We start from the raw sequence: 19,195 nt of genomic DNA on the forward strand, positions 1-19,195 counted from the left end.
ACTGTTACACGCGGCTGTAAGGGAGCCGAACTGTAAAAATGGTGCCGGTTTGGTTGCGGCTTCGCACATCAACAGACCCACCGTGAAGCGTCACGATCCGCTTGACCATGGGCAACCCTAGCCCGCTCCCTGGTATGCCCCGTGCCTGTTCACCCCGGTACAAATTATCAAACACCTGGCGCAGTTCATGTTTGGGAATGCCCATGCCGTTGTCGGCCACTTCGATAACGGCCGTTTGCCCGTTGTCAGAAGCGCGTACATCCACCCGGTCGGCCGGGGCGGTATATTTAAGACCGTTGTCTATGAGATTGCGAAACGCCAGAATGAGCAGTTCCCGGTCGCCTTGAATGGTGGCAATTGGCCAGGGCGTTTCTTGTAGCGTCAGCGTGACGGTGCGATCCTGCTGCCAAGCCTCTTCCGCCAAACTAACCGCCTCGGTAAGCACATCGGCCAAATCTACCGGGGCAGATTCCAGGTCGGCCGCTTCCAGTTCCGTCAGGCGGCGCAAATCAATGACAAGTTGGCGCAGCCGCTCAGTCTGCTCAGCAATGCGCGTGAGCGACTGCTGTTGTGCGTCGTCTAATGCGTCGCTCTGCTGCAAATTCACAATGCCTAGGCGAATAATGGTGAGGGGATTTTTCAGTTCGTGATCCAGACGGCGCAAAAACTCACGATTTTCTGCTTGCGCTGCGGTTTCGGTAAGCTGCTTGCTTTTTTCTTTTGATTGGTGCAAGCGGGCTTGGGTGGCAACGGCCGTTACGCCTAAAACTGTCAGCAGTAAGCCCCCCATGCCGCTCACCCACGCTAGGTCAAACGTGGCCCGCTGCTGCGTGTTTGCCAAACCTAGCCAACCGCCACGAAACGCCACCGAGAGCAAGAGCCCAAGAGCCAGCGGCAACAGTGCCAATGAATACGGCCGTAACCCCTTCCACCTCATCACACCCCCTGCACCGTGGGCAAAAAGCGATACCCTTGCCCCACCACCGTCTCAATAAATTGCGGCATATTGGCATTGTCCCGCAACGCTTTGCGAATTTCTGCCACGCGCATATCCACTGCCCGTGTGCTAACAGCATACGCCCAGCCCCAGATTTCATCGAGCAAATGGTCGCGGGTAATGACTTCCTGTGGATGGGACATGAGGTAAGCTAGCAGGTCAAAGGCGCGGCTGGTTAGCTCGATGGATTGATCATTTAGCGTAACCTGACGTGTTTGGCGGTTTAGCTGCAAATTTCCGCTGGTTAGCTGAGGGAACTGTTTGAGGGCAACGGCCGTTGCCCGTGAAGTTCGTCGTAAAATGGCCTGAACACGAGCAAGTAGCTCCAAAGGGTCAAACGGTTTGTTCAGGTAATCGTCGGCCCCTTCTTGCAAAGACAAAACGCGCTCGCTGGCGGCGTTGACCTGCGTCAGCAAAATCACCGGCGTCCAATTGTCATCCTGGCGCAGCCGCCGCAGCACGGAACGGCCGTCTAGCTGGGGCATGAGCATATCCAAAATGATGAGGTCGGGAGCGTGTTGGGCAACGGCCGTTAACGCCTGCGCCCCGTTAGCCGCCGTGAAAACTGTGTAGCCAGAGCGTTCTAGCAGCGGTTTTAATTCAGCCAACAAATCTGGCTCATCATCTACAATTAGCAAGGTGTGTTTGCTGTTTTCCGTCATTGACGCTAATTGTACTGCAAATAGTAGTTCTGGCGGGAACGGCCGTCCGGCAAAGGTGACAATCGTCGCAGAATTGCATCTATGAATTCCCAAATCTTCACGTTAAAATGTAGTGCAGCATCTCATCATGAATGAAAATAGTGCATAAAAAAATACTGTTTTCAATGGAGTTTCCCATGACCCACGTAGTCCAAACTGACCCGAAGACCAGCAACCCGGCCGCAATGGAGCAGGCAAACCATGCTTTTTTGCAAGCATACCCAACGTACGCCAGCACGAAACTGCTAGATGAATGGCGGCAAACGGAATACGGCCGTCTCGACACCACCAAACAAATCTATCTGGATTACACTGGCGGTGGCCTTTATGCCGAAAGTCAGCTCGATGCCCACATGGACATCCTCAAAAGGCAGGTGCTGGGCAACCCCCACTCCGCCAACCCTACTTCGCTGGCCATGACAGACATGGTAGAAGGCACTCGCAGCTACGTTCTCAACTACTTCAATGCCGATCCCGATGAATATATCGCTGTCTTCACCATGAATGCCAGCAATGCCCTCAAGCTGGTGGGCGAGGCATACCCCTTTGCCCCCGGCAGCCACTACTTGCTCACCTACGACAACCACAACTCTGTCAACGGCATTCGCGAATTTGCCCGCAACAAAGGTGCCGAATTCAGCTACGTTCCCCTCACCACTCCTGATTTACGTATAGATGAAGCCGCCCTGGACGAGCTGCTGGCCGCTGGCGACCCGGCACAGCACAACTTATTTGCTTTTCCTGCCCAGTCCAACTTTTCAGGCGTGAAGCATCCGCTGGCACTAGTTGGCAAAGCGCAAAAGCAGGGCTGGGATGTGTGCCTGGATGCGGCCGCTTTTGTACCGACGAGCAACTTGGACTTAAGCCAAGTCAAGCCGCAGTTTGTGACGATGTCTTTTTACAAAATGTTTGGCTACCCCACCGGGCTGGGGGCGTTGCTCATCCGCAAATCAGTGCTGGCAAAGCTGCATCGCCCTTGGTTTGCAGGGGGCACCGTGAACTTTGCCAGCGTGCAGGCACGTGGACATTATTTGGCACCCAATGAAGCTGCCTTTGAAGATGGCACGGTGAACTACCTCAACATCCCGGCTGTCAAAATTGGTTTGGCGCATTTGCAAAAAGTGGGAATGGAGACGCTTAGTGAGCGTGTACGCTGCCTCACGGGCTGGTTAATTGATGAATTGATGGCATTGGTGCATGGAAACGGCCGTCCCATGATTCGCATCTACGGCCCTACCAACACCCACATGCGCGGTGGCACGGTCACGCTCAACTTTTATGATCCAGACGGCCGTTTGCTAGATTATCGCCGCATTGAAGAGCTAGCCAATGAACAAGGTATCTCTTTGCGAACTGGCTGCTTCTGCAACCCCGGCGCAGGCGAAATAGCCGAAGGGCTCACCCGTGAGGATATGCTAGCTGGTTTGGCTGAATCAGAAGATATGACCCTGCCTCGGTTCATGCAGCTCATTCAGCATCGCGGCAATAAAAGCGCGGGTGCCATTCGCATTTCTGTGGGCCTTGCTTCTAACTTTGCCGATGTGTATCGTTTCATGCAGTTTGCTGCCAGTTTCCGCAACAAAACCAACCTCAACATTGGCCAGGCGACATTTGATATTGCCTCCTGCCGCGTCATCCGCGACGGTAGCTAGGCCGAAAACAAATCACGAATTGACGAATAGAACGAATGATATATTCGTCAAGTTCGTATCATTCGCCTGATTCGTGGTAATAAAAAGAGGCGACTGCTAAATCAGCAGTCGCCTCGCTCTTTTTGTTCAAATTTGGGTAGATTCAGATACTAATCCACAAAGTCAGTTAGGCCAACCCAACTGTAGCCACCAACCCAGGAGTAACCACCGACCCAACTGTAGCCGCCAACCCAGGAGTAACCACCAACCCAACTGTAGCCACCAACCCAGGAGTAACCGCTCTGCCAAACGTCTTCTTGAGTCCATTCATCCCAGTCGGTATTGCCAACCCAGCTATAGCCGCCAACCCAGGAGTAACCACCGACCCAACTGTAGCCGCCAACCCAGGAGTAACCACCAACCCAACTGTAACCACCCACCCAGGAATAGCCTCCGGCATCAGCCAGTGGTTCGCCATTTTCATCCACCAGAATAAATTCGCCATCGCGGTAGACAACAGGCCCAACATATGGTTCGCCGGGAATCATGCCTGCGTTGGCTTCCCCTTCGGCTGGGTCAAGCACGGCAGCCGGTGCCCAAACGCGCCCGGCTCCTTGTTGGAAGATGCTCCATGCTAGCGTGCCATCTTCATAGGCAGCGGGCTGTGCCGAGGCCATGAGGGCATATTTCACCTGGTTGGGCGTCATATCTGGATTTTCTTGAAGCATCAAGGCCACTAAACCGGAGGTAACGGCCGTTGCTGATGAAGTTCCAGCAATTTCATAATAGTTGCCGCGCACTTTCAAATCGTGATTCTCTTGTGCCCAGGCAGAGCGGCGTGGCGCGTAGGTAAGCATGTGCGCTCCTGGGGCCACAACATCAGGCTTCACAAAGCCAACCTCGGTAGGGCCTGCGCCACTGAATGGGGCAATATAATCATCGCTGGGGTCATCCGGTGTGTAGTTGTCGGTAAAAGCACCTACGGTAATGACAAATGGATCGTTGCCGGGGGCAGCGATGGTCATCGCCTCTGGCCCTTCATTACCAGCAGCCGCCACAACCACAATTCCGGCATCCCAAAGCATTTCCACGGCCTGGTTTATGGGGTCTGCCCAATACGGGCTGCTAATTCCACCCAACAAGGAGAGGTTCACCACGCGAATGTTGTGCTCGTCCTTGTTTTCCAGAATCCAGTTAAGCCCTTCGATGATGTCTGTGTAGGTACCTTTGCCGTCGGCATCCAGTGCGCGCACGTCAATCAGTTTTACCCTGGGCGCAATGCCAATATACCCATCTGCGTCGCGTGTGCTGTTGCCAATGAGGCTGGCCATCATGGTGCCGTGTCCATGCGGATCGCGCATCCGTGTGCCTTCATCTAGCGCATCGTAATGGGCAACGATCCGACGGTTGCTCCAGCCATTTTTATCAATACCAGTGTCTACAATGGCGACGCCGATTTGCTGGCCTTTAATGCGCTCTGCCCACAGTTCATCGACGCCCATTACTTCTGGGAAGGTGGCGTCAACTTGCTTGATTCGGCTGCCAGCGGTAACGCCAGCTGCCTTAACGGATTCATCCTCATGGATGGCAACGGTGCGTTTGTCGGCTGCAATTGCTGCCAGCGCATGTTCCGGCACGGTTGCAGAGACAGCATTGATGATGGCGAGCTGTTCATGTGCCTCACCACGATATGATTCCACAATAGAAACGGCCGTATCCACGCTTTCTGCCTGAATCAGCACAGAAACACGCTCTGTGCCACCAGACACAAATGGAACGGCCAAAAATGCAGTTAACAAGATCAGCAAAGCTGTGAGTGAAAATTTGTACTTCATTTGATTGACTCCCCTGGTGTAAACAGCTTATAAAAATTGGCTCGTATTTTTATGTGAAGCACTGTTTACGATCTGCAATTTATTGTCTGAAGACAGTAGAAGTAAGTAAGCGGCAGGTATTCTGTCAATCCAGGACCAGAACCGAATACGAATGGGAAGTGTAACGATTCACCTAATGAGGGTTGGCTCCCATTTGCTTTTAGTATTTGCCAAAAGGTAGTGAAACTCAATAGGAAAAAAAGGTAGGTCCCGGTTGGAAAGAGGTGAGGTGAGGGGAACGGCCGTTTGCCGTGTGGCCTATTTGGGGTTGAGGGGCTGGCAATGATTGTTGCAAAATGGGTAAATAGACTGTAAACAGGCTTCCTTTTGCCTCTTCACTGATAACTTCAATACGGCCGTCATGGGCTTCAACAAGTGCTTTGGTTATGGCTAATCCCAGACCCGTTCCGGCAGCCAACGTCTTGTGTGACGAGACGCGGTGGAAGCGGTCGAACACATACGGCAGCTCTTCAGGAGGAATCCCATAACCAGAATCTTGAACCTGTATGCACAATTCATTGTCACGGAAGGAGATTGTGCAAGAGACTTGGCCGCGCTTTGGCGTGTATTTGACAGCATTCGTTAATAAATTGTGCAAAATTCGTTCCATATGGCGACGATCTGCCAACGCATTGGTTTGCACATTGGCACCTGAAAGCTGCATGTTGATCTGTTTGGTTTCAGCCTGCGCTTGAACAACATCATAAACCGTTGTGGCCACTGCGCTAAAGTCAAAGACCTCTTTTTCTAGCAGGACTTCTCCTGTTGTCTCAATTTTTTCTAGGTCTAGTATGTTGTTGACAATACCGATAAGCGTTTCCTGGCTGCGCAAAACCGTATCGATCATCTGCGGTTTTTTCTCAAGTATATTGGGGAACTCCTTGATCATTGTTGCATAGAGGTGAATGCTGGTCAGTGGTGACTTCATATCATGGGTCAATACAGCCAAGAATGTATCTTTTTCATCTATTGCTTGTTGCAATGCGGCCGTTCGCTCTGCCACAATCTGTTCCAGGTTGTTCAGGTGGGCTTGCATATGCCGTACATATAGACGAAAAGCATACGCGGACAAGACGATAGGTAAAAAGAAAACAACAATGCCTAGTAATCCTAATTGCATGGCTGCAAAAGCCAAAGCCCCGCCTCCGACGCTCAAAATGATAACGTTTATTGGTAAGGCCCATAGGTTTTCTAACCAAATCGTTGCTGGTTTTATAGCTGGCCCGTTCTTCAAGCGGATAATCCCCATGAGCATCCAAAAGTTAACTTGGTCATAAACAATGGCGGCGGCAAGCCAGGGGATAATCTGACCCAGTAATGAGCTAGCTCCCAATAGCTGCTGAACATAGAGAAAGACGTTCGCAGCAATGTACATGGCCAAGCTAAACATGCCTGCATTGAAACTAAGTTGCTCCCAATTTTTGGATTCGGTGGCTTGCTTTTTTGAGGAAACGAGCCAGATGCCATAGCTACAGGTGGCCGCAGACAACGCGGCTGCTTCTGGCCCGAAAAGAGGAATAAGTGCCATGCTAACGGCCGTTCCTACCTCAATAGCCATTGCTTGGTCAGAAACTATCGCAGATGTGGCAAAAATATCGGCAAGGACGGCTAGACAAATAATGAGCAATAAAGTAGACGTTGCAACAAAGTTCATCAAAGGAATTTGGCGTAATCCCAATAAAACAATGATAAACCCTGTTAAGCTAATTAACAGTAGATACAGAAAGTAAGGTTGGCGAATCTTTGTTTTGTTCACAGCTTGGTGTTCTAAGTATCGGGCAGTTTGTCAAGGTTGAACACTTCAGTTATGTCAAATTGCGCCATTGGCTGTATTTTCAACTTTTATTGCACACAAATATATAATATACAGTCTGTTCGGCTTGTAAACGTTGCTTTGGTACCACCAGACTAAGAAATAGACCTCACAACAAATCTTGCTATAAGGTCAACCTATTGGAATTACAAATTTACAATGGCCAAAAGAGTAGGATGCAAACAGTGCAGATTTGCTCTAATCTGTAGCTATGATTATTTCAAGAGCTTTTTCTACTGTTTCATCTTGCACTGTATCCGGATCATCTGGTGCGATGATTGTTGGTGTGAACCCTGAACCTTGATAAGATGTTCCTGTAGGCGTTTTCCAATGTCCAATTGTGTATTCAAACAGATAGTCATCCCGCAATTTTACGGTGTTTTGAACAGTGCCTTTGCCAAACGTTGTAATGCCAACTGTTGTTCCTCTTCCTAATTCTTGAATTGAGGCTGCCACAGTCTCAGCTGCAGAAAAGGAAAACTCGTTTACAAGGACGACTAAAGGAATGCTAGGAGCAATGGCTTGTCCTGTTGCCGAGAACATTCTTATTTCGTTATCTTTTAGCACAACTTGGAACAGATTCCCTTCTTCAATAAAGTAGCTCATCGTTTCTTCGGCAACTGCCATTGATCCACCACCGTTAAAACGAAGATCCCAAATAACGGCAGGCGGGTCGGTGGCCATTATTTCAGCCAAGGCGTCTTCAAATAAAGCTGGAACGTTTGTTGTGAATGTATGTTGAGCAATATATCCAACGCCATTTTCCAAAATATCCCACTCTAGGGCGATGCGCTCAATACGAACCGGATTAAAAGTAAAAATTTCCCCATTTCGCTGCACGACAAGTTCAACCGATTCTCCAACCGGGCCGCGAAAAAGCAAGGCGGAACCGGTTACTGTCGTAGCAGCATTTACGGGGATACCATCAATAGAGATCAAGATGTCTCCCACTTTGACACCTGCAATATCCCCAGGCCCATTCTCTATCACTGTTTCGATAAAAAGCTGAGCGGCGTCGTTAATATTTGGCACCAAACCAACAACCCCTGTTTCCCCAGCGAAATCAGCGTCAAATTTAAGTGAGCTAGGCGGTGGAATTACAACTGCGAAGGGATCGTTTAGACTTTCGACAATTGCTTGAGCGGCGGCAAAATCCAGGGTTTCATCAGCAGGAATCTCCCCAGGTGAATCTCGTTGAACGATCTGTTTTACCTCATCTGTTAAGGTAATTTGATTTGGAATGAGCAGGCCACGCAAAACCCAACCAATAATTAACCAAATGAGGGCAATTGATATGAATAAACCAGTCTGTTTAGCCGTGTCGCTAGGGAATTTCTTCATGATTAACCTACCTGCAACGCACAAAAAAACGACTGTGCAGTTTATTGCTCAGCCGTTCTCTGTTCAGTTGAATGAGTTGTGTTCAGATTAATTTAGCCAGTCCAGGCCCAGCCGCCAGTCCAGGCCCAACCGCCAGTCCAGGCCCAGCCACCGGTCCAAGCCCAACCGCCAGTCATATTAGAAATACCTTCGGCTAACTCTACTATCCCACCGTTAGCAAAAAACATTGCCATGGGGATAAGCAGTACCGCCAATAAAACTGCCAGGCTAATTACCAAGTAACGCTTTGACATATTCAACACTCCTTCTATTAGGTTTTCGCAAGGTTCACAATGGGGGAGCGATGCAAGGACAGTGAGGGCGCAACGCAAGATTTGGACAATTATGCAGATTATGGATGAAAAGACAATAATTCAAAGGTGACAATTTGCGTGAATTTCTATGGCTATTGTCATGTTTCTTTATCCTGCTGCTGTTTTTTCTGGAGCAGACGGGCAGCCAGGGTGCCAGGTTTGGCTGATTCTACTGGCTTATTTGTTACAGAAGGAGGTTTTTGAACGGCCGTCCTGTTCTCATTCACTCTTGCCCTTGCAGGCTCTTTATCTTTAGTTGATACAGGTTGGGCTGCTTCTTGAGTGGGTGGCGATGGCGATGTGGTACTCTTTTCTGCGCGTTGCTTGGCCTCAAACAGCCGTGATACCTGCTCTGTGCGCGGTGTTGGTGCCACCGTTGCGGGCTGCAAACGGCCGAATGTCACCGCCCAGGCGCGTTCCCAATCGCGACGGGTGATGACTAGGCGACGAACAGCAATGTCTACAGGCAGGAGCAGCACCGCCAACAGCGTCAGCCAGGTCCAAATGGGGCGAGTGGTGGCTTCCGAAGGGAGGGTGTGATCAAAGACGGCCGTTTCCAAACCTGCTAAATCTTGCCCACCTGTCACGGCTGCAATGTTCTCCAAGAGCTGTGGGTTCGTCTCAAATTCGCGGTATTCAGGAGAATAACCCAGCACCCAGCCGCTGGTTTGCCCCACCACATTTTCTTCCGTACCGTCAGAGCCAGCCACGCGAATGAAGTACGCGCCATCTGTTTCTGGCTCAAATTCAGCTTCGTACCTGCCGGGGGCGACTTGAGCCAGAGTCATATTTTGCACCGAGCCATCGGGCGTAACCACATTGGCTTCCATTGTTAAATTATTGAGGAAATCGCCGCTGCTGCCGCGTGCGTCCACCGTCAGCGTTGCCTGTTCGTCGGTGTAGGTGATCACACTTTCTACATTGCTATCGCGCTCTTGCGAGATGGTCCAGCGCACCGCTTGCGCCCAAAAGGCTGGGAAGCCATCCCACTGAACCCAATCACGCCCCCAACGTCCCGTGGCGTCAGACGTCCAGGCGACTGAACGGCCCAGGCCATATTGCCACGCGGCCAGCACAGGGTCTCCTTGTTCCGAGCTCAACACCACCTGGGCGGTGTCTTTGGGGCTGGTGCCAACATAGCCATAAAGCGGTGGCACGGCCGTAATCCCCGCCAAGATTGGGCTGTTGCTTACCAAGCTGGGGAAGAACCGCTCTTCAATTAGGTACGTTCGCTGGATAGACGTGGTTTCCTGCGTAAAGATTTGGGGCAGGTTGGCCGCCTGGTTGGTGAAATGGAAACGGCCGTTGCCCCACTGCGCCACCTGCTGCAACCAGGGCACATCCGGGCCATCGCCAATGGAAACGGCCGTTACCGTAACCCCTTCCTCTACCAGAGAAGCAATTAGTGGCTCAACCCCTTCTTTTTGCTCGGAATCAGCACCGTCCGCCAGCAGAATGACGTGCTTCACCTGATTTGGACTGTCTGCCAAAGCGGCAGCCGCTGCTTCTAGCCCGGTTCGCACATAAATGCCGCCACCGCCTGCACCAATTTGCCGAATCAAATTAATTGCTTCTTCCCGCTCGCTTGCTGGCAGCGGCCCGATGGGATTGTCCGGCTGGGTATCTACCGGAAAAACGGCAATCTCATCAAAATCATTGAGCAATTCCACGACGCGTACAGCCCCCTCCGCCGCGAGCTGAATTTTAGTCACGCCCCCTTCTAGCGCGCTCATGCTGCCGGAGCGGTCAATCACAATCACAATGCTCACCGAGGGGAATCGCTCCTGATCTTTGATTTGCATCTCCACAGGCAGTGTTTCTTCAAGCGGCGTTTTGAAATAGCCACCCATGCCGTAGCTTTGTGGCCCGCCGACTGCTACCAGTCCACCGCCCAGATCGCGCACATAGCTTTGCAGCGTTTCCATCTTGCGCGGCGAGAGATTTTTAGCGTTGACGTTCACCAAAATCACGCTGGCATAATTGCTTAATTCGGCCAGGCTGGCGGGCAAGTCGGCCGGTGTAGTGCGATCCACTACTAATCCGGTTGCCTCCAGTGCCAACAGCAGCTGGGGGGATTCATCTGGCTGAGGAACGCCATTATCGTCTACCGTGCCGTCGTTGGCTACCAGCAGCACGCGCGGCGGACCGGTAATCTCGGTGTAGGCAGCCAGCTCATTATTTTGGAAGAAGGTGTCATTGGTGGGGGTGAGCTGCACCCGGTAGCGGGCAAATTCCTGTTCCAACGCGCGCAACCGCACGGCAAAGTTATTGGTGCCCCGCCGCAGCTGCACGGCTTCTTCATACACCACGTTGCCACCAGAAAGGACGCGCAGTGTGGCGGGCATGTCGGCACTGCTCTCGGCCGTAATGTCCAGACGAAAGGTTTCTCCCTGGCTAATGCGGGTAGGTGCGCTGACGCTGGTGAGTAATGCTTCGGCGGCAGCGGCTTCACGCCCCAGCAGCACATAACTAATTTCTACGCCGCTGTTGGCCGCCAGCCGTGCTGCTTCATTGGCGTCGCCCACGGTGGCTGTACCGTCGCTCAAAATCACCAGGCGACGAGCTGAACCGGCGGGAAATAGGGCCATGCCCAGGCGGATCGCTTCGGCGATGTCGGTTTGCAGGGCTTGTGGCACGGAGCTGACGGGAGCGAGTTCAGCCAAGCCGCTCATAGGGCGTTCTACCAATGCGTTGGCACCAAACAAGATAACGGCCGCTTGGTCGTTGGGTGTCATGTTTTCCAACGAGGTGCGAATGTAGGATTCGGCCGTTTCTGCCTGGGTGGGGCTAATGGAGTCGGAGGCGTCTACCAAAAAGACAACGGCCAGTTCGTCGGCGGCGCGGACGAACTGCGTTCCTGCCAGGCTAAGCACCAGCAGCAGCATAATGAGAGTGCGCAACCCCAGGCTCACCCAGTCGCGCCAGCGTCGCCCAGCGGCACGTCGGGGCTGCCCTAGCCAGAAAAAGTAGGGAACTGTTAGCAAAAGCAGGAGGGCAAGCGGGGCGGTGAAGTTCACGTTTCAGTAATCAATATGCCAGTAATCAATAATCGGTTGGGGGCATTATAGGGGATGTTACTGGTTTGGGGAATGGTTTTTGACGGTTATCTAATGTGCGATTGCCCGACGCAGTGGTACGTTGTGGGTTTGATGTGCTGTAGGCCATCCCCTCAGGTGAATGTGCAGGTGTAGTATGTGGTGTTTTGCTTAATCGGCAAAATGGACCGGTAGGTAGATAGTGAAAACGGAACCTGCACCATACTTGCTTTGGGCATCTACACGGCCACCGTGGGCCATTACGATAAATTTTGTTAGTGCCAGCCCCATGCCTGCGGAACGGCCGTTGCCGTTTGCCTTTAATTTCGCCAGACCAGACCAAATATCTTCCAGACGTTCCGGGGGAATGCCGACGCCAGTGTCTACCATGCGCAAATAGAGATCGTTCCCTGCGAGACCGCATTCTACCTGCACGACGCCACCAATCTTGTTGAACTTGATGGCATTGTGAAGCACATGCTGCGCTGCTTCCAAAAGCTGGTCTTCGTCTCCCAGCACGGTGGTGTACGGGGTAGTTGCGTTAAATTCCACAACGACACGACGCGCTTCGGCCATCGTCCGCAGGTTGCGAATGACTTGTTGAGCAACTTCATCCAGCCGCACAATTTGAAAGTTAAATGCATTGCGCATCTGGATACGGCTCGAAATGTTGATGAGCTTTTCGATAGGCAACTTTATTTCGCTTATCTGCTGGTCGATTTGGCTGGCGAGCTTCAGGGTCGTGGCATCCTCTTTGGTTTGTAGCTGTTGAACTTCGCGGGTGAGGGTGTTGAACGGCCGTCTTAACTCCGGCGAAATCAAATCGACAAATTGGGAATAGAGAGCAACCAACTCCTGTAGATGCTGCTTGTCGCGGGTGAGCGTCTGGTTTTGCCGGAACACATATTCATTGATTTGGCGCAGGCTGGTGATATTTTTTGCCTGGGCCAACAGCGGGCTAATTTGCCGGGCCATACTGTCCAGTAGATCGTAATCGGGCTGATCATACGTGCCGCCAGATGTTTTTAAGCCAAGTGCCAAAACCCCGATAAGACTATCGCCAGCGTGAAGCGGTTTGTACAGAATGCGTCTCCAATTGTCTAGCGAGGTTCGTTCTGCCTCTGGCAACTGCGCAAATTTTTCCAGTGTGTCAACATCGTATTGCACCAACGGTACGTGATTTTGGCGCAGGAATTGGTTTACGGGGCTACTTTTGCTCAAGGTTAAAGAGGAGAGGGCGCGATTGTCCAGGCTGGCTAACGGCCGTAAAATTAGTCTGCCTGCGGGTCCATCATCTGTCGTAAATAACCACGCCTCATCTGTAGCCAGATTTGCCTGCACCAGTCGTAGAAAAAGCTGCCCTAGCTGCCCCGGTTCTGGCAGATTGCCAACCGCGTTGCTGAACTCCTCCGTAACCATTTCTTGCCCCATTGTGTTGGGTACAAAGATGCGGCTTGAGAGCTGCGTAATAAAGTGATTGACCAACGTGAACAGCCCCATAAACAGCGCAGCGGCCACCAGAAGTAGCAAAATCTCCCCATTTTGCGGTGTGTTTTCGGGAAGGTTACGCACGGCGCGCACCAGCAGGGTCAAGGCCCCCCAGGTTAGGCCAAACACAATGAGGCCGCTAACCACCCGGCTAAGGAGCTGCCGCACCGATAGCTGCAAATCGGGCAAGGTGGTGCTGGCCAGACTGATAGTGCCGGTAAGGGCGGCCAACATCACCACCAGAACGCCCGCCTGCTGCCAACCTAATTGCCCCGGCTGCTGCACCGAGCCTAGCCCACTGCCCAGTGCCAGCAGCAGCACAACCAGGAGCCAATATTGCACCTGGTTACGAAACAGTGAGGGAGGCAAGTTGCTGTTGAGCTTTTGCGTGAGCATCCAGGTAGCCACAGTCGGAAGCACCCAGCTAGCGATCCAAACGGAAGCCCAAATATCAAACTGGCGGATGGATTGGCCCAGCAACGTGAAGTTTGAGAAGACGTTGGGCCAAATATTAGGGTCCAGGGGAATAGAAATGCCCCAAAGCAGCAGACTTAGGGTAAGCCCAATTTGGCCAAAGCCACGCGGAATCGGTAAGAATGTGAGGGTAGTGTAGAGGAGGAGTACGGCCGTTAAACTCAGCGCATAGTTTCCCACAATCCCCCAACTGTAGATGAGGTTTACGGAGAAGTTGTTGCCGCCAAAAAAACGAATGACGCTGCTAGCCCACACCGCTGCCGACAGCAACGTAAGCGACCAACGAAAAAATAACGGCCGTCTTTTCAGCCGTGCCCGCCATAAATACACGATCATGCCAATAAAACTCAAAGGCAAAGTCGAAATAATTAAGAATTGCTGCGTTAGGGTCATTTACTCAGGCCCAATCCTTGCTCCGTTTCTTTATAGTGTGCGCCATTATACCAACTTTTAATCTTACAAAATTTGGGAAATTGGGATAAATCTGGGGATATATAGGGGAGATTTTACCTATTATCCAACTTATCCCAAAAGCAAACTTGGGATAAATTTGGGATAAATTGGGTTATTTCAAAATGTAATGCGTGCCTTTTTTGGAGCCAATTTTGAGCAGGATGCCGCGATCGACCAGATCAACCAGGTCAAGTCGCAGGGTTTCGGCAGAAACGTTGGGGCATAGTTTTTGGTATTCGCGGTTGGTGATGGAGCCATTTTCACGCACGTAGGTAAGCGCCCGCGTTTGCCGCTCGTTCATGCTTTTGGTCCATTTAGGCGTAGGCTGCCGCTGCCGCTTGTTGTGCAGAGTTACGGTAAAGAGATGTGGCGTTGCCTTGAAGTCTGGAGGCTTGTGGCCGGCCTGGGTCATCTCTTCAATCATTTGATCAATGCCTAACCCCAGTTCCTCGATGTAGCCCCATTGGTAGAGGCCGTTAACCAGGCGCGGATTACGGGAAAAATGTTCTTCGACGAGATTATCTAACGTCATGTAGCCGGGCAAGCCACCAGGGCTGATGATCTCTAGCCGGTTGGCATACATGCGGATTTCGATGCGCCGCCCCTGGATGCGGTAGTCGCGGTGGGCGACGGCGTTAACCAGTGCCTCACGCACGGCAAAGCGAGGGTACTCTAGCAGCTCTTCTCGCTCTAGCTGATTGACGGTGGCCCCAACGCGCATCTCTTCAAAGATGATATTCCAGGTGCGTTCAATGACGCGTGCTGCTGGCCCGATGATCTCATCGCGACGGCCGTAACCAATGCCACCATCCTCGCCACGTGGTTCTGTGCCGGGGAACTTTACAAACACGATGCCACTTTGCGGGAAAAACATTTGCGGATTACGCGCAAACAGCAAAATGCCAATCGTGGTTGGATGCCCATTTCGATCCGTTGCCCCAATTTCAAACAGCAGTTCGCGGGCGGAAAGCGTACGCCCCTGACCTCGTTGTTCGCGGCGGTCCAGATAATCCTGCACGATAGATGTGTCCAGGTCGGTGTACCGTGCGCCGGGGACGAGTTCGGTTTCATATTCGGCCGTATTTTTGCTGTTGGCCAAATTGCGCACTTCGTCACCCGTCAGGGGGCGGTTGGCCGTGCCGCTGCGCACGAGCACACGGCCGTCATCCAATGTGTGTAAATCGGTGCTGCGCGGCACCTCAATGCCAATGAGCGTGCCTTGCGGCGTTTCTACCTGCTGCCATTGGGTGGGCACCGGGGGACGGCAAAGCCGGGCGGCTTCCAGCAAAGCCCCTTCCGCCTCTTCTTCCCAGATGTCATTGACGGGACGGCCGTTTTCGTTTAGCCCCAGCACAATCAAACCCCCATCACCGTTGGCTAGAGCCACCAGGCAAGCTGCCAAATGTTCTGCATCTACTTCTGGCAGAAATGCCAACCGCTGTCCAGGCTTTTGTTTTAACATGACATAATTATAGCAGAAGTTGTGGCGATTAGTGTCACATTTATTGGGAGGGGCGTGGAGAATGGCCGTTTTAGCTAACGTCTTGTTTTGCTGGCGATTATGAACTTAGAGGAACTGGATTTCATACTTGCGATTGATATTCTTTATTTCGTCGAGGTTATTAGAGGCAACGGCACGGGTTACTTCGGCAAAGTACCTGTCCAGCCCGCCGGGAACGGCCGTAATGAGGGCTTTCATAGGAGTGGCGTCATCATTCCTGAAAAAATGTGCCAGACCCTTTTTGAGGATGACGGTTGTTCCGGCTTCAGCCACCACAACTTCATCGCCAAGGCCAAAGGTGCAGGCCCCTTCCAAGATGTAAAACAGTTCATCTTCACGCTGATGGATGTGCCAGGGTGCACCTTGCCCTTTCTCCAGCAAGATCAGCAGCAGGGAATAAGCCCCAGCCGTTTGAGCACCAGCCACCTTGCAGGTGATTGTGCCCCCAAGCTCCCAGGTGGTACCTTGTGCAGGTTTTATGACCAGTTCGGCAAGATTCATCTGATTACTCAATAAGGTTATGTGGACAGGTTGACTTGTCAGGGCTTCTGCCAGAAATGCCAATCGCTGTCTAGGTATTTATGTTAACATGGCAGAATTATAGCAGAAGTTGTGACGATCAATATTATACTCCTCAGCCATTTCGATGTGCCAAGTTGTGGAAACGGCCGTATGCGTTCCGATTCCTTCATATCCAAACTATTTACGACAGGAGCTCTACTCAAGCACAAGTTGATCGGCAACAGATATCAGCTCTTCTCTATTGACGTCGCCTGTCACCGTAATGATGAAACCATCTTTGACAAAATTGAGGCTTCGCGGCGTAGTGGGTAAGCCCAAGCCCATATCCAGCCACGCTTCACCTTGGGTAGGTAGCATAACGACACTCCCACTAAAGGAAATTGTCTGCTCCATAGCCGCTGGTGAAAGATGGGTTGTGGAGATGTAGAGGGTACGGCCGTCCCCAAACGTGTACCGAATGCTAGAGAGAATACCAAAACCTACTGCGTCTTCATCGGTAAACGCGCCGCTTTCTGCCACAAATATTGCCATACGCTGTACATCTGCGGTCTGCGTGTTAGCCAGACGTGCTACCGGGAAGCCAGCTACACCCGTGATCGAGGTGTCTGTGGGTTGATCCTCATACAATTCAGCAGGTGCGATCAGATGCGGCACCATGAGATAATCATCAACCGCTCCAGTTTCCTCATTCATGGCGGGCGGTAGATACTCTCGGTCAATTTTAATACTATTCGTTTGTAAAGCGACGGTTGGCGTTGTCTCTGGATCGGCAATAGACTGTTGCTCTACATCACAACCAAATAAAAAAGCTATAGCTGCTAGCAATAGAAAAATTTGTAGGCGCATATTTACCTCACCTTGTGCAATACAGACACAAAGTATACTTTGACGACTCCTAAGGCTGTCAATCCCGCGTCTGGCAATCGTTGAGCGATATTCATTTTTGCTTTAACCAGTTATGAGACCGTTTTCCGGTTCACCAAGCATTCGCAGAACCCAGTCACCTTGTCACCCCTTCACCCCTTCACTATACTTCCAGCCGATGGGTACACGACAGATTGTTCATGTAGAAAGCGGCGAGATTCTCATACCGCAGGCCAAATGGTGCGATGGCTTTGGCAGCAAGCTGCGTGGCTTCACCTTTCGGCGCAGGCTGGGGTCGCAGGATGGCCTGGTGCTGGTTGAGGCCAAAGACAACCGGGTGAACAGTGCCATCCACATGCTCTTTGTCTTTTTTGACCTGGGCGTCATTTGGGTGAATGATGCTGGCGAAGTTGTTGGCACTGTCGTGGCTCAACCCTGGCGTCTCTCTTACATGCCGCCTGCACCTGCCCGTTACGTTATTGAGGGCCAGCCAGAGCTGGTGAACAAGGTCAAGGTAGGCGACCACATTCAATTTGTAAATCCGCCAGGGGCTGAAGCCCCCGGCTAGTTGGGGAAGCCCCGTTGGGGGCTTTCATAGGTAGCCCAGGCCATTTATGGCTGGGCGTTTTTTATGAAACGTATCGGACTTATTTTGCTACTGCTTTTATTGCTTCCGCTGCCTGTGCTGGCGCAAACGGCCGATCCCACACCGGAACCGTCCCCAGATGAAGCGAGTAACCCAATTCCCCGCGTCCACACCGTTGCTGAGGGAGAAAATCTAACCTACATTGCCAGCTTGTACGAAATTAGCGTGGACGATTTGCTGGCGTTGAACGGCCTGCCTAATGCCGACAATTTATTTGTAGGGCAGACGCTCATTGTTCCTGGTGGGGAAGGGGAAGCAGTTGCTACAGTTTATACATTGGTTGGCGGAGACACATTCGCGCAGGTTGCGGCCGTTTTCAACACCACCCCTAGCGCCATCCTACAAACAAACCGGATGATCAATCCCTCACAGCCACCCGCCGTTGGCCAAACGATTACTGTGGTGAGCCGTACCGGCTCGGCATTGCCTCAGAATGTCACAGGCACGCCCCATGTCGTCGCCCCTGGCGAGACGCTCATCACCATTGCGGCCCAACACAATATCTCTCCGGCAGCATTGGCGGCTGCCAACGACCTATCTTACCCAGCGTACCTGCTCTCTGGGCAGCGTTTGCGCATTCCTGGCGATACGCCGTACCAATATTTGAGTGGCGAGTGGCAGCAGGTGGTCATACGGCCGTTTCCCATCATACCAGGCAATACCGTTTCCATTTACGTGGAGAATGAGCTAGACGGCCGGCCGTCTGGCCAGTTTGGCAACCAGCTCCTGCAATTTTTCCCCCAAGATGACGGGTTTGCCGCCCTGGTTGGTATAGATGCCTTTGCCGAGCCAGGACTTTTTGCGCTGCGTTTGGAAGGCTCCGGCAGTCGTCCGTGGCGGCCGTTTGCACAGCAGGTGCTGGTCAATCCCGGCAATTATGCCCTGCAGCAAATCCCCCTCGACGACAACCCGGAGCTGCGCCAGCAGGAAGATGAAATGCTGGCAACCATCTACCTGACAAGTAGCGAAACGCGCCAGTGGGAGGGGCTGTTCACCTCGCCCGTCACGCCGACGATTGTCACCGCCCCATACGGCGACGCACGCTCTTACAATGGGGCACCTGTCACCATTTACCATTCAGGCGTCGATTTTGCCGGGACGATTGGCACCCCCATATTGGCTCCGGCGAACGGAACGGTAGTTTTTAACGATTTTCTGGAATTGCGCGGCAACACTGTCATTTTGGATCATGGACAGGGGATACTTTCCGCGTATTTTCATCTCTCAGAAACGTTTGTGGCGGTTGGGGATGTGGTTGTTGCCGGCCAAGCCATTGCCGCTGGCGGCTCGACAGGCCTCTCAACGGGGCCGCATTTGCATTGGGATTTACGTGTGCATGGGGTGCCAGTTAACGGTTTGCAGTGGCTGGAGACGCCTTTTCCGTAACGCAGACCAATTTGGTGAGCGTGCGCGCGTTGGCGTAGGGGGGGCAGGTTGGTATAATCCTGCGTTGTGCATTTGTCCGTCTTATACGGCCGTAAACGAAGCACTTAACGAAAAAA

Annotated in this window: 14 protein-coding genes; 3 read left to right on the top strand and 11 right to left on the bottom strand. The window is 52.2% G+C overall.

What is annotated here, in order from left to right; translation table 11 throughout:
* Window positions 1-4: 4 nt before the first annotated feature.
* Both ACOQPU_RS17175 and ACOQPU_RS17180 read right to left on the bottom strand, forming a co-directional pair.
* Complete coding sequence (locus ACOQPU_RS17175) at window positions 5-937, bottom strand: sensor histidine kinase (RefSeq protein WP_420641055.1); 933 nt, start codon at window positions 935-937, stop codon at window positions 5-7.
* Window positions 937-1,752 carry a response regulator transcription factor gene (locus ACOQPU_RS17180; protein ID WP_420641056.1) on the bottom strand — a complete coding sequence of 272 codons (816 nt, stop codon included), beginning with the start codon at window positions 1,750-1,752 and terminating at the stop codon, window positions 937-939. The genes ACOQPU_RS17175 and ACOQPU_RS17180 overlap by 1 nt, the downstream gene beginning before the upstream one ends.
* 83 nt (window positions 1,753-1,835) lie before the next feature.
* On the opposite strand from ACOQPU_RS17180, the gene ACOQPU_RS17185 reads away from it, so the two are divergent.
* Entirely contained in the window at window positions 1,836-3,350 is a 1,515-nt protein-coding gene (locus ACOQPU_RS17185) for an aminotransferase class V-fold PLP-dependent enzyme (RefSeq protein WP_420641057.1), read from the top strand.
* A gap of 149 nt (window positions 3,351-3,499) precedes the next feature.
* Here the strand turns inward: ACOQPU_RS17185 and ACOQPU_RS17190 are convergent, their stop codons facing one another.
* The 9 genes from ACOQPU_RS17190 to ACOQPU_RS17230 form a co-directional block, all read right to left on the bottom strand.
* Entirely contained in the window at window positions 3,500-5,164 is a 1,665-nt protein-coding gene (locus ACOQPU_RS17190) for a S8 family peptidase (protein ID WP_420641058.1), read from the bottom strand.
* 226 nt (window positions 5,165-5,390) lie between these two features.
* Window positions 5,391-6,959 carry a sensor histidine kinase gene (locus ACOQPU_RS17195; RefSeq protein WP_420641059.1) on the bottom strand — a complete coding sequence of 523 codons (1,569 nt, stop codon included), beginning with the start codon at window positions 6,957-6,959 and terminating at the stop codon, window positions 5,391-5,393.
* A 255-nt stretch (window positions 6,960-7,214) separates the two neighbouring features.
* Window positions 7,215-8,357: a S41 family peptidase gene (locus tag ACOQPU_RS17200; protein ID WP_420641060.1), complete on the bottom strand. Its 1,143-nt coding sequence runs from the start codon at window positions 8,355-8,357 to the stop codon at window positions 7,215-7,217.
* A gap of 92 nt (window positions 8,358-8,449) precedes the next feature.
* Window positions 8,450-8,650, bottom strand: a complete 201-nt coding sequence (locus tag ACOQPU_RS17205) for a hypothetical protein (protein WP_420641061.1) — start codon at window positions 8,648-8,650, stop codon at window positions 8,450-8,452.
* 158 nt (window positions 8,651-8,808) lie between these two features.
* Window positions 8,809-11,727: a VWA domain-containing protein gene (locus ACOQPU_RS17210; RefSeq protein WP_420641062.1), complete on the bottom strand. Its 2,919-nt coding sequence runs from the start codon at window positions 11,725-11,727 to the stop codon at window positions 8,809-8,811.
* Between the two features lie 189 nt (window positions 11,728-11,916).
* Window positions 11,917-14,043 carry a GAF domain-containing sensor histidine kinase gene (locus tag ACOQPU_RS17215; RefSeq protein WP_420641063.1) on the bottom strand — a complete coding sequence of 709 codons (2,127 nt, stop codon included), beginning with the start codon at window positions 14,041-14,043 and terminating at the stop codon, window positions 11,917-11,919.
* Between the two features lie 229 nt (window positions 14,044-14,272).
* Window positions 14,273-15,622, bottom strand: coding sequence for an ATP-binding protein (locus tag ACOQPU_RS17220; protein ID WP_420641064.1), 1,350 nt, complete (start codon window positions 15,620-15,622; stop codon window positions 14,273-14,275).
* 105 nt (window positions 15,623-15,727) lie between these two features.
* Complete coding sequence (locus ACOQPU_RS17225; protein WP_420641065.1) at window positions 15,728-16,162, bottom strand: cupin domain-containing protein; 435 nt, start codon at window positions 16,160-16,162, stop codon at window positions 15,728-15,730.
* 216 nt (window positions 16,163-16,378) lie between these two features.
* Complete coding sequence (locus tag ACOQPU_RS17230; RefSeq protein ID WP_420641066.1) at window positions 16,379-17,029, bottom strand: hypothetical protein; 651 nt, start codon at window positions 17,027-17,029, stop codon at window positions 16,379-16,381.
* A 196-nt stretch (window positions 17,030-17,225) separates the two neighbouring features.
* Here ACOQPU_RS17230 and ACOQPU_RS17235 point away from each other — a divergent pair, with 196 nt between their 5' ends.
* The gene (locus ACOQPU_RS17235; protein WP_420641067.1) at window positions 17,226-17,615 is read left to right on the top strand and encodes a DUF192 domain-containing protein; all 390 of its coding nucleotides are present in this window, start codon (window positions 17,226-17,228) and stop codon (window positions 17,613-17,615) included.
* A gap of 63 nt (window positions 17,616-17,678) precedes the next feature.
* Window positions 17,679-19,079, top strand: coding sequence for a LysM peptidoglycan-binding domain-containing protein (locus ACOQPU_RS17240; RefSeq protein WP_420641068.1), 1,401 nt, complete (start codon window positions 17,679-17,681; stop codon window positions 19,077-19,079).
* Window positions 19,080-19,195 lie beyond the last annotated feature (116 nt).

The sequence above is a fragment of the Candidatus Leptofilum sp. genome (assembly GCF_965223285.1).
GTDB lineage: Bacteria > Chloroflexota > Anaerolineae > Promineifilales > Promineifilaceae > Leptofilum.

Coding starts and splice junctions, on each gene's coding strand:
- ACOQPU_RS17220 (WP_420641064.1), bottom strand. CDS start 15,622: ATGTTAAAACAAAAGCCTGGACAGCGGTTGGCATTTCTGCCAGAAGTA.
- ACOQPU_RS17230 (WP_420641066.1), bottom strand. CDS start 17,029: ATGCGCCTACAAATTTTTCTATTGCTAGCAGCTATAGCTTTTTTATTT.
- ACOQPU_RS17225 (WP_420641065.1), bottom strand. CDS start 16,162: ATGAATCTTGCCGAACTGGTCATAAAACCTGCACAAGGTACCACCTGG.
- ACOQPU_RS17175 (WP_420641055.1), bottom strand. CDS start 937: ATGAGGTGGAAGGGGTTACGGCCGTATTCATTGGCACTGTTGCCGCTG.
- ACOQPU_RS17240 (WP_420641068.1), top strand. CDS start 17,679: ATGAAACGTATCGGACTTATTTTGCTACTGCTTTTATTGCTTCCGCTG.
- ACOQPU_RS17215 (WP_420641063.1), bottom strand. CDS start 14,043: ATGATCGTGTATTTATGGCGGGCACGGCTGAAAAGACGGCCGTTATTT.
- ACOQPU_RS17235 (WP_420641067.1), top strand. CDS start 17,226: ATGGGTACACGACAGATTGTTCATGTAGAAAGCGGCGAGATTCTCATA.
- ACOQPU_RS17190 (WP_420641058.1), bottom strand. CDS start 5,164: ATGAAGTACAAATTTTCACTCACAGCTTTGCTGATCTTGTTAACTGCA.
- ACOQPU_RS17185 (WP_420641057.1), top strand. CDS start 1,836: ATGACCCACGTAGTCCAAACTGACCCGAAGACCAGCAACCCGGCCGCA.
- ACOQPU_RS17200 (WP_420641060.1), bottom strand. CDS start 8,357: ATGAAGAAATTCCCTAGCGACACGGCTAAACAGACTGGTTTATTCATA.
- ACOQPU_RS17205 (WP_420641061.1), bottom strand. CDS start 8,650: ATGTCAAAGCGTTACTTGGTAATTAGCCTGGCAGTTTTATTGGCGGTA.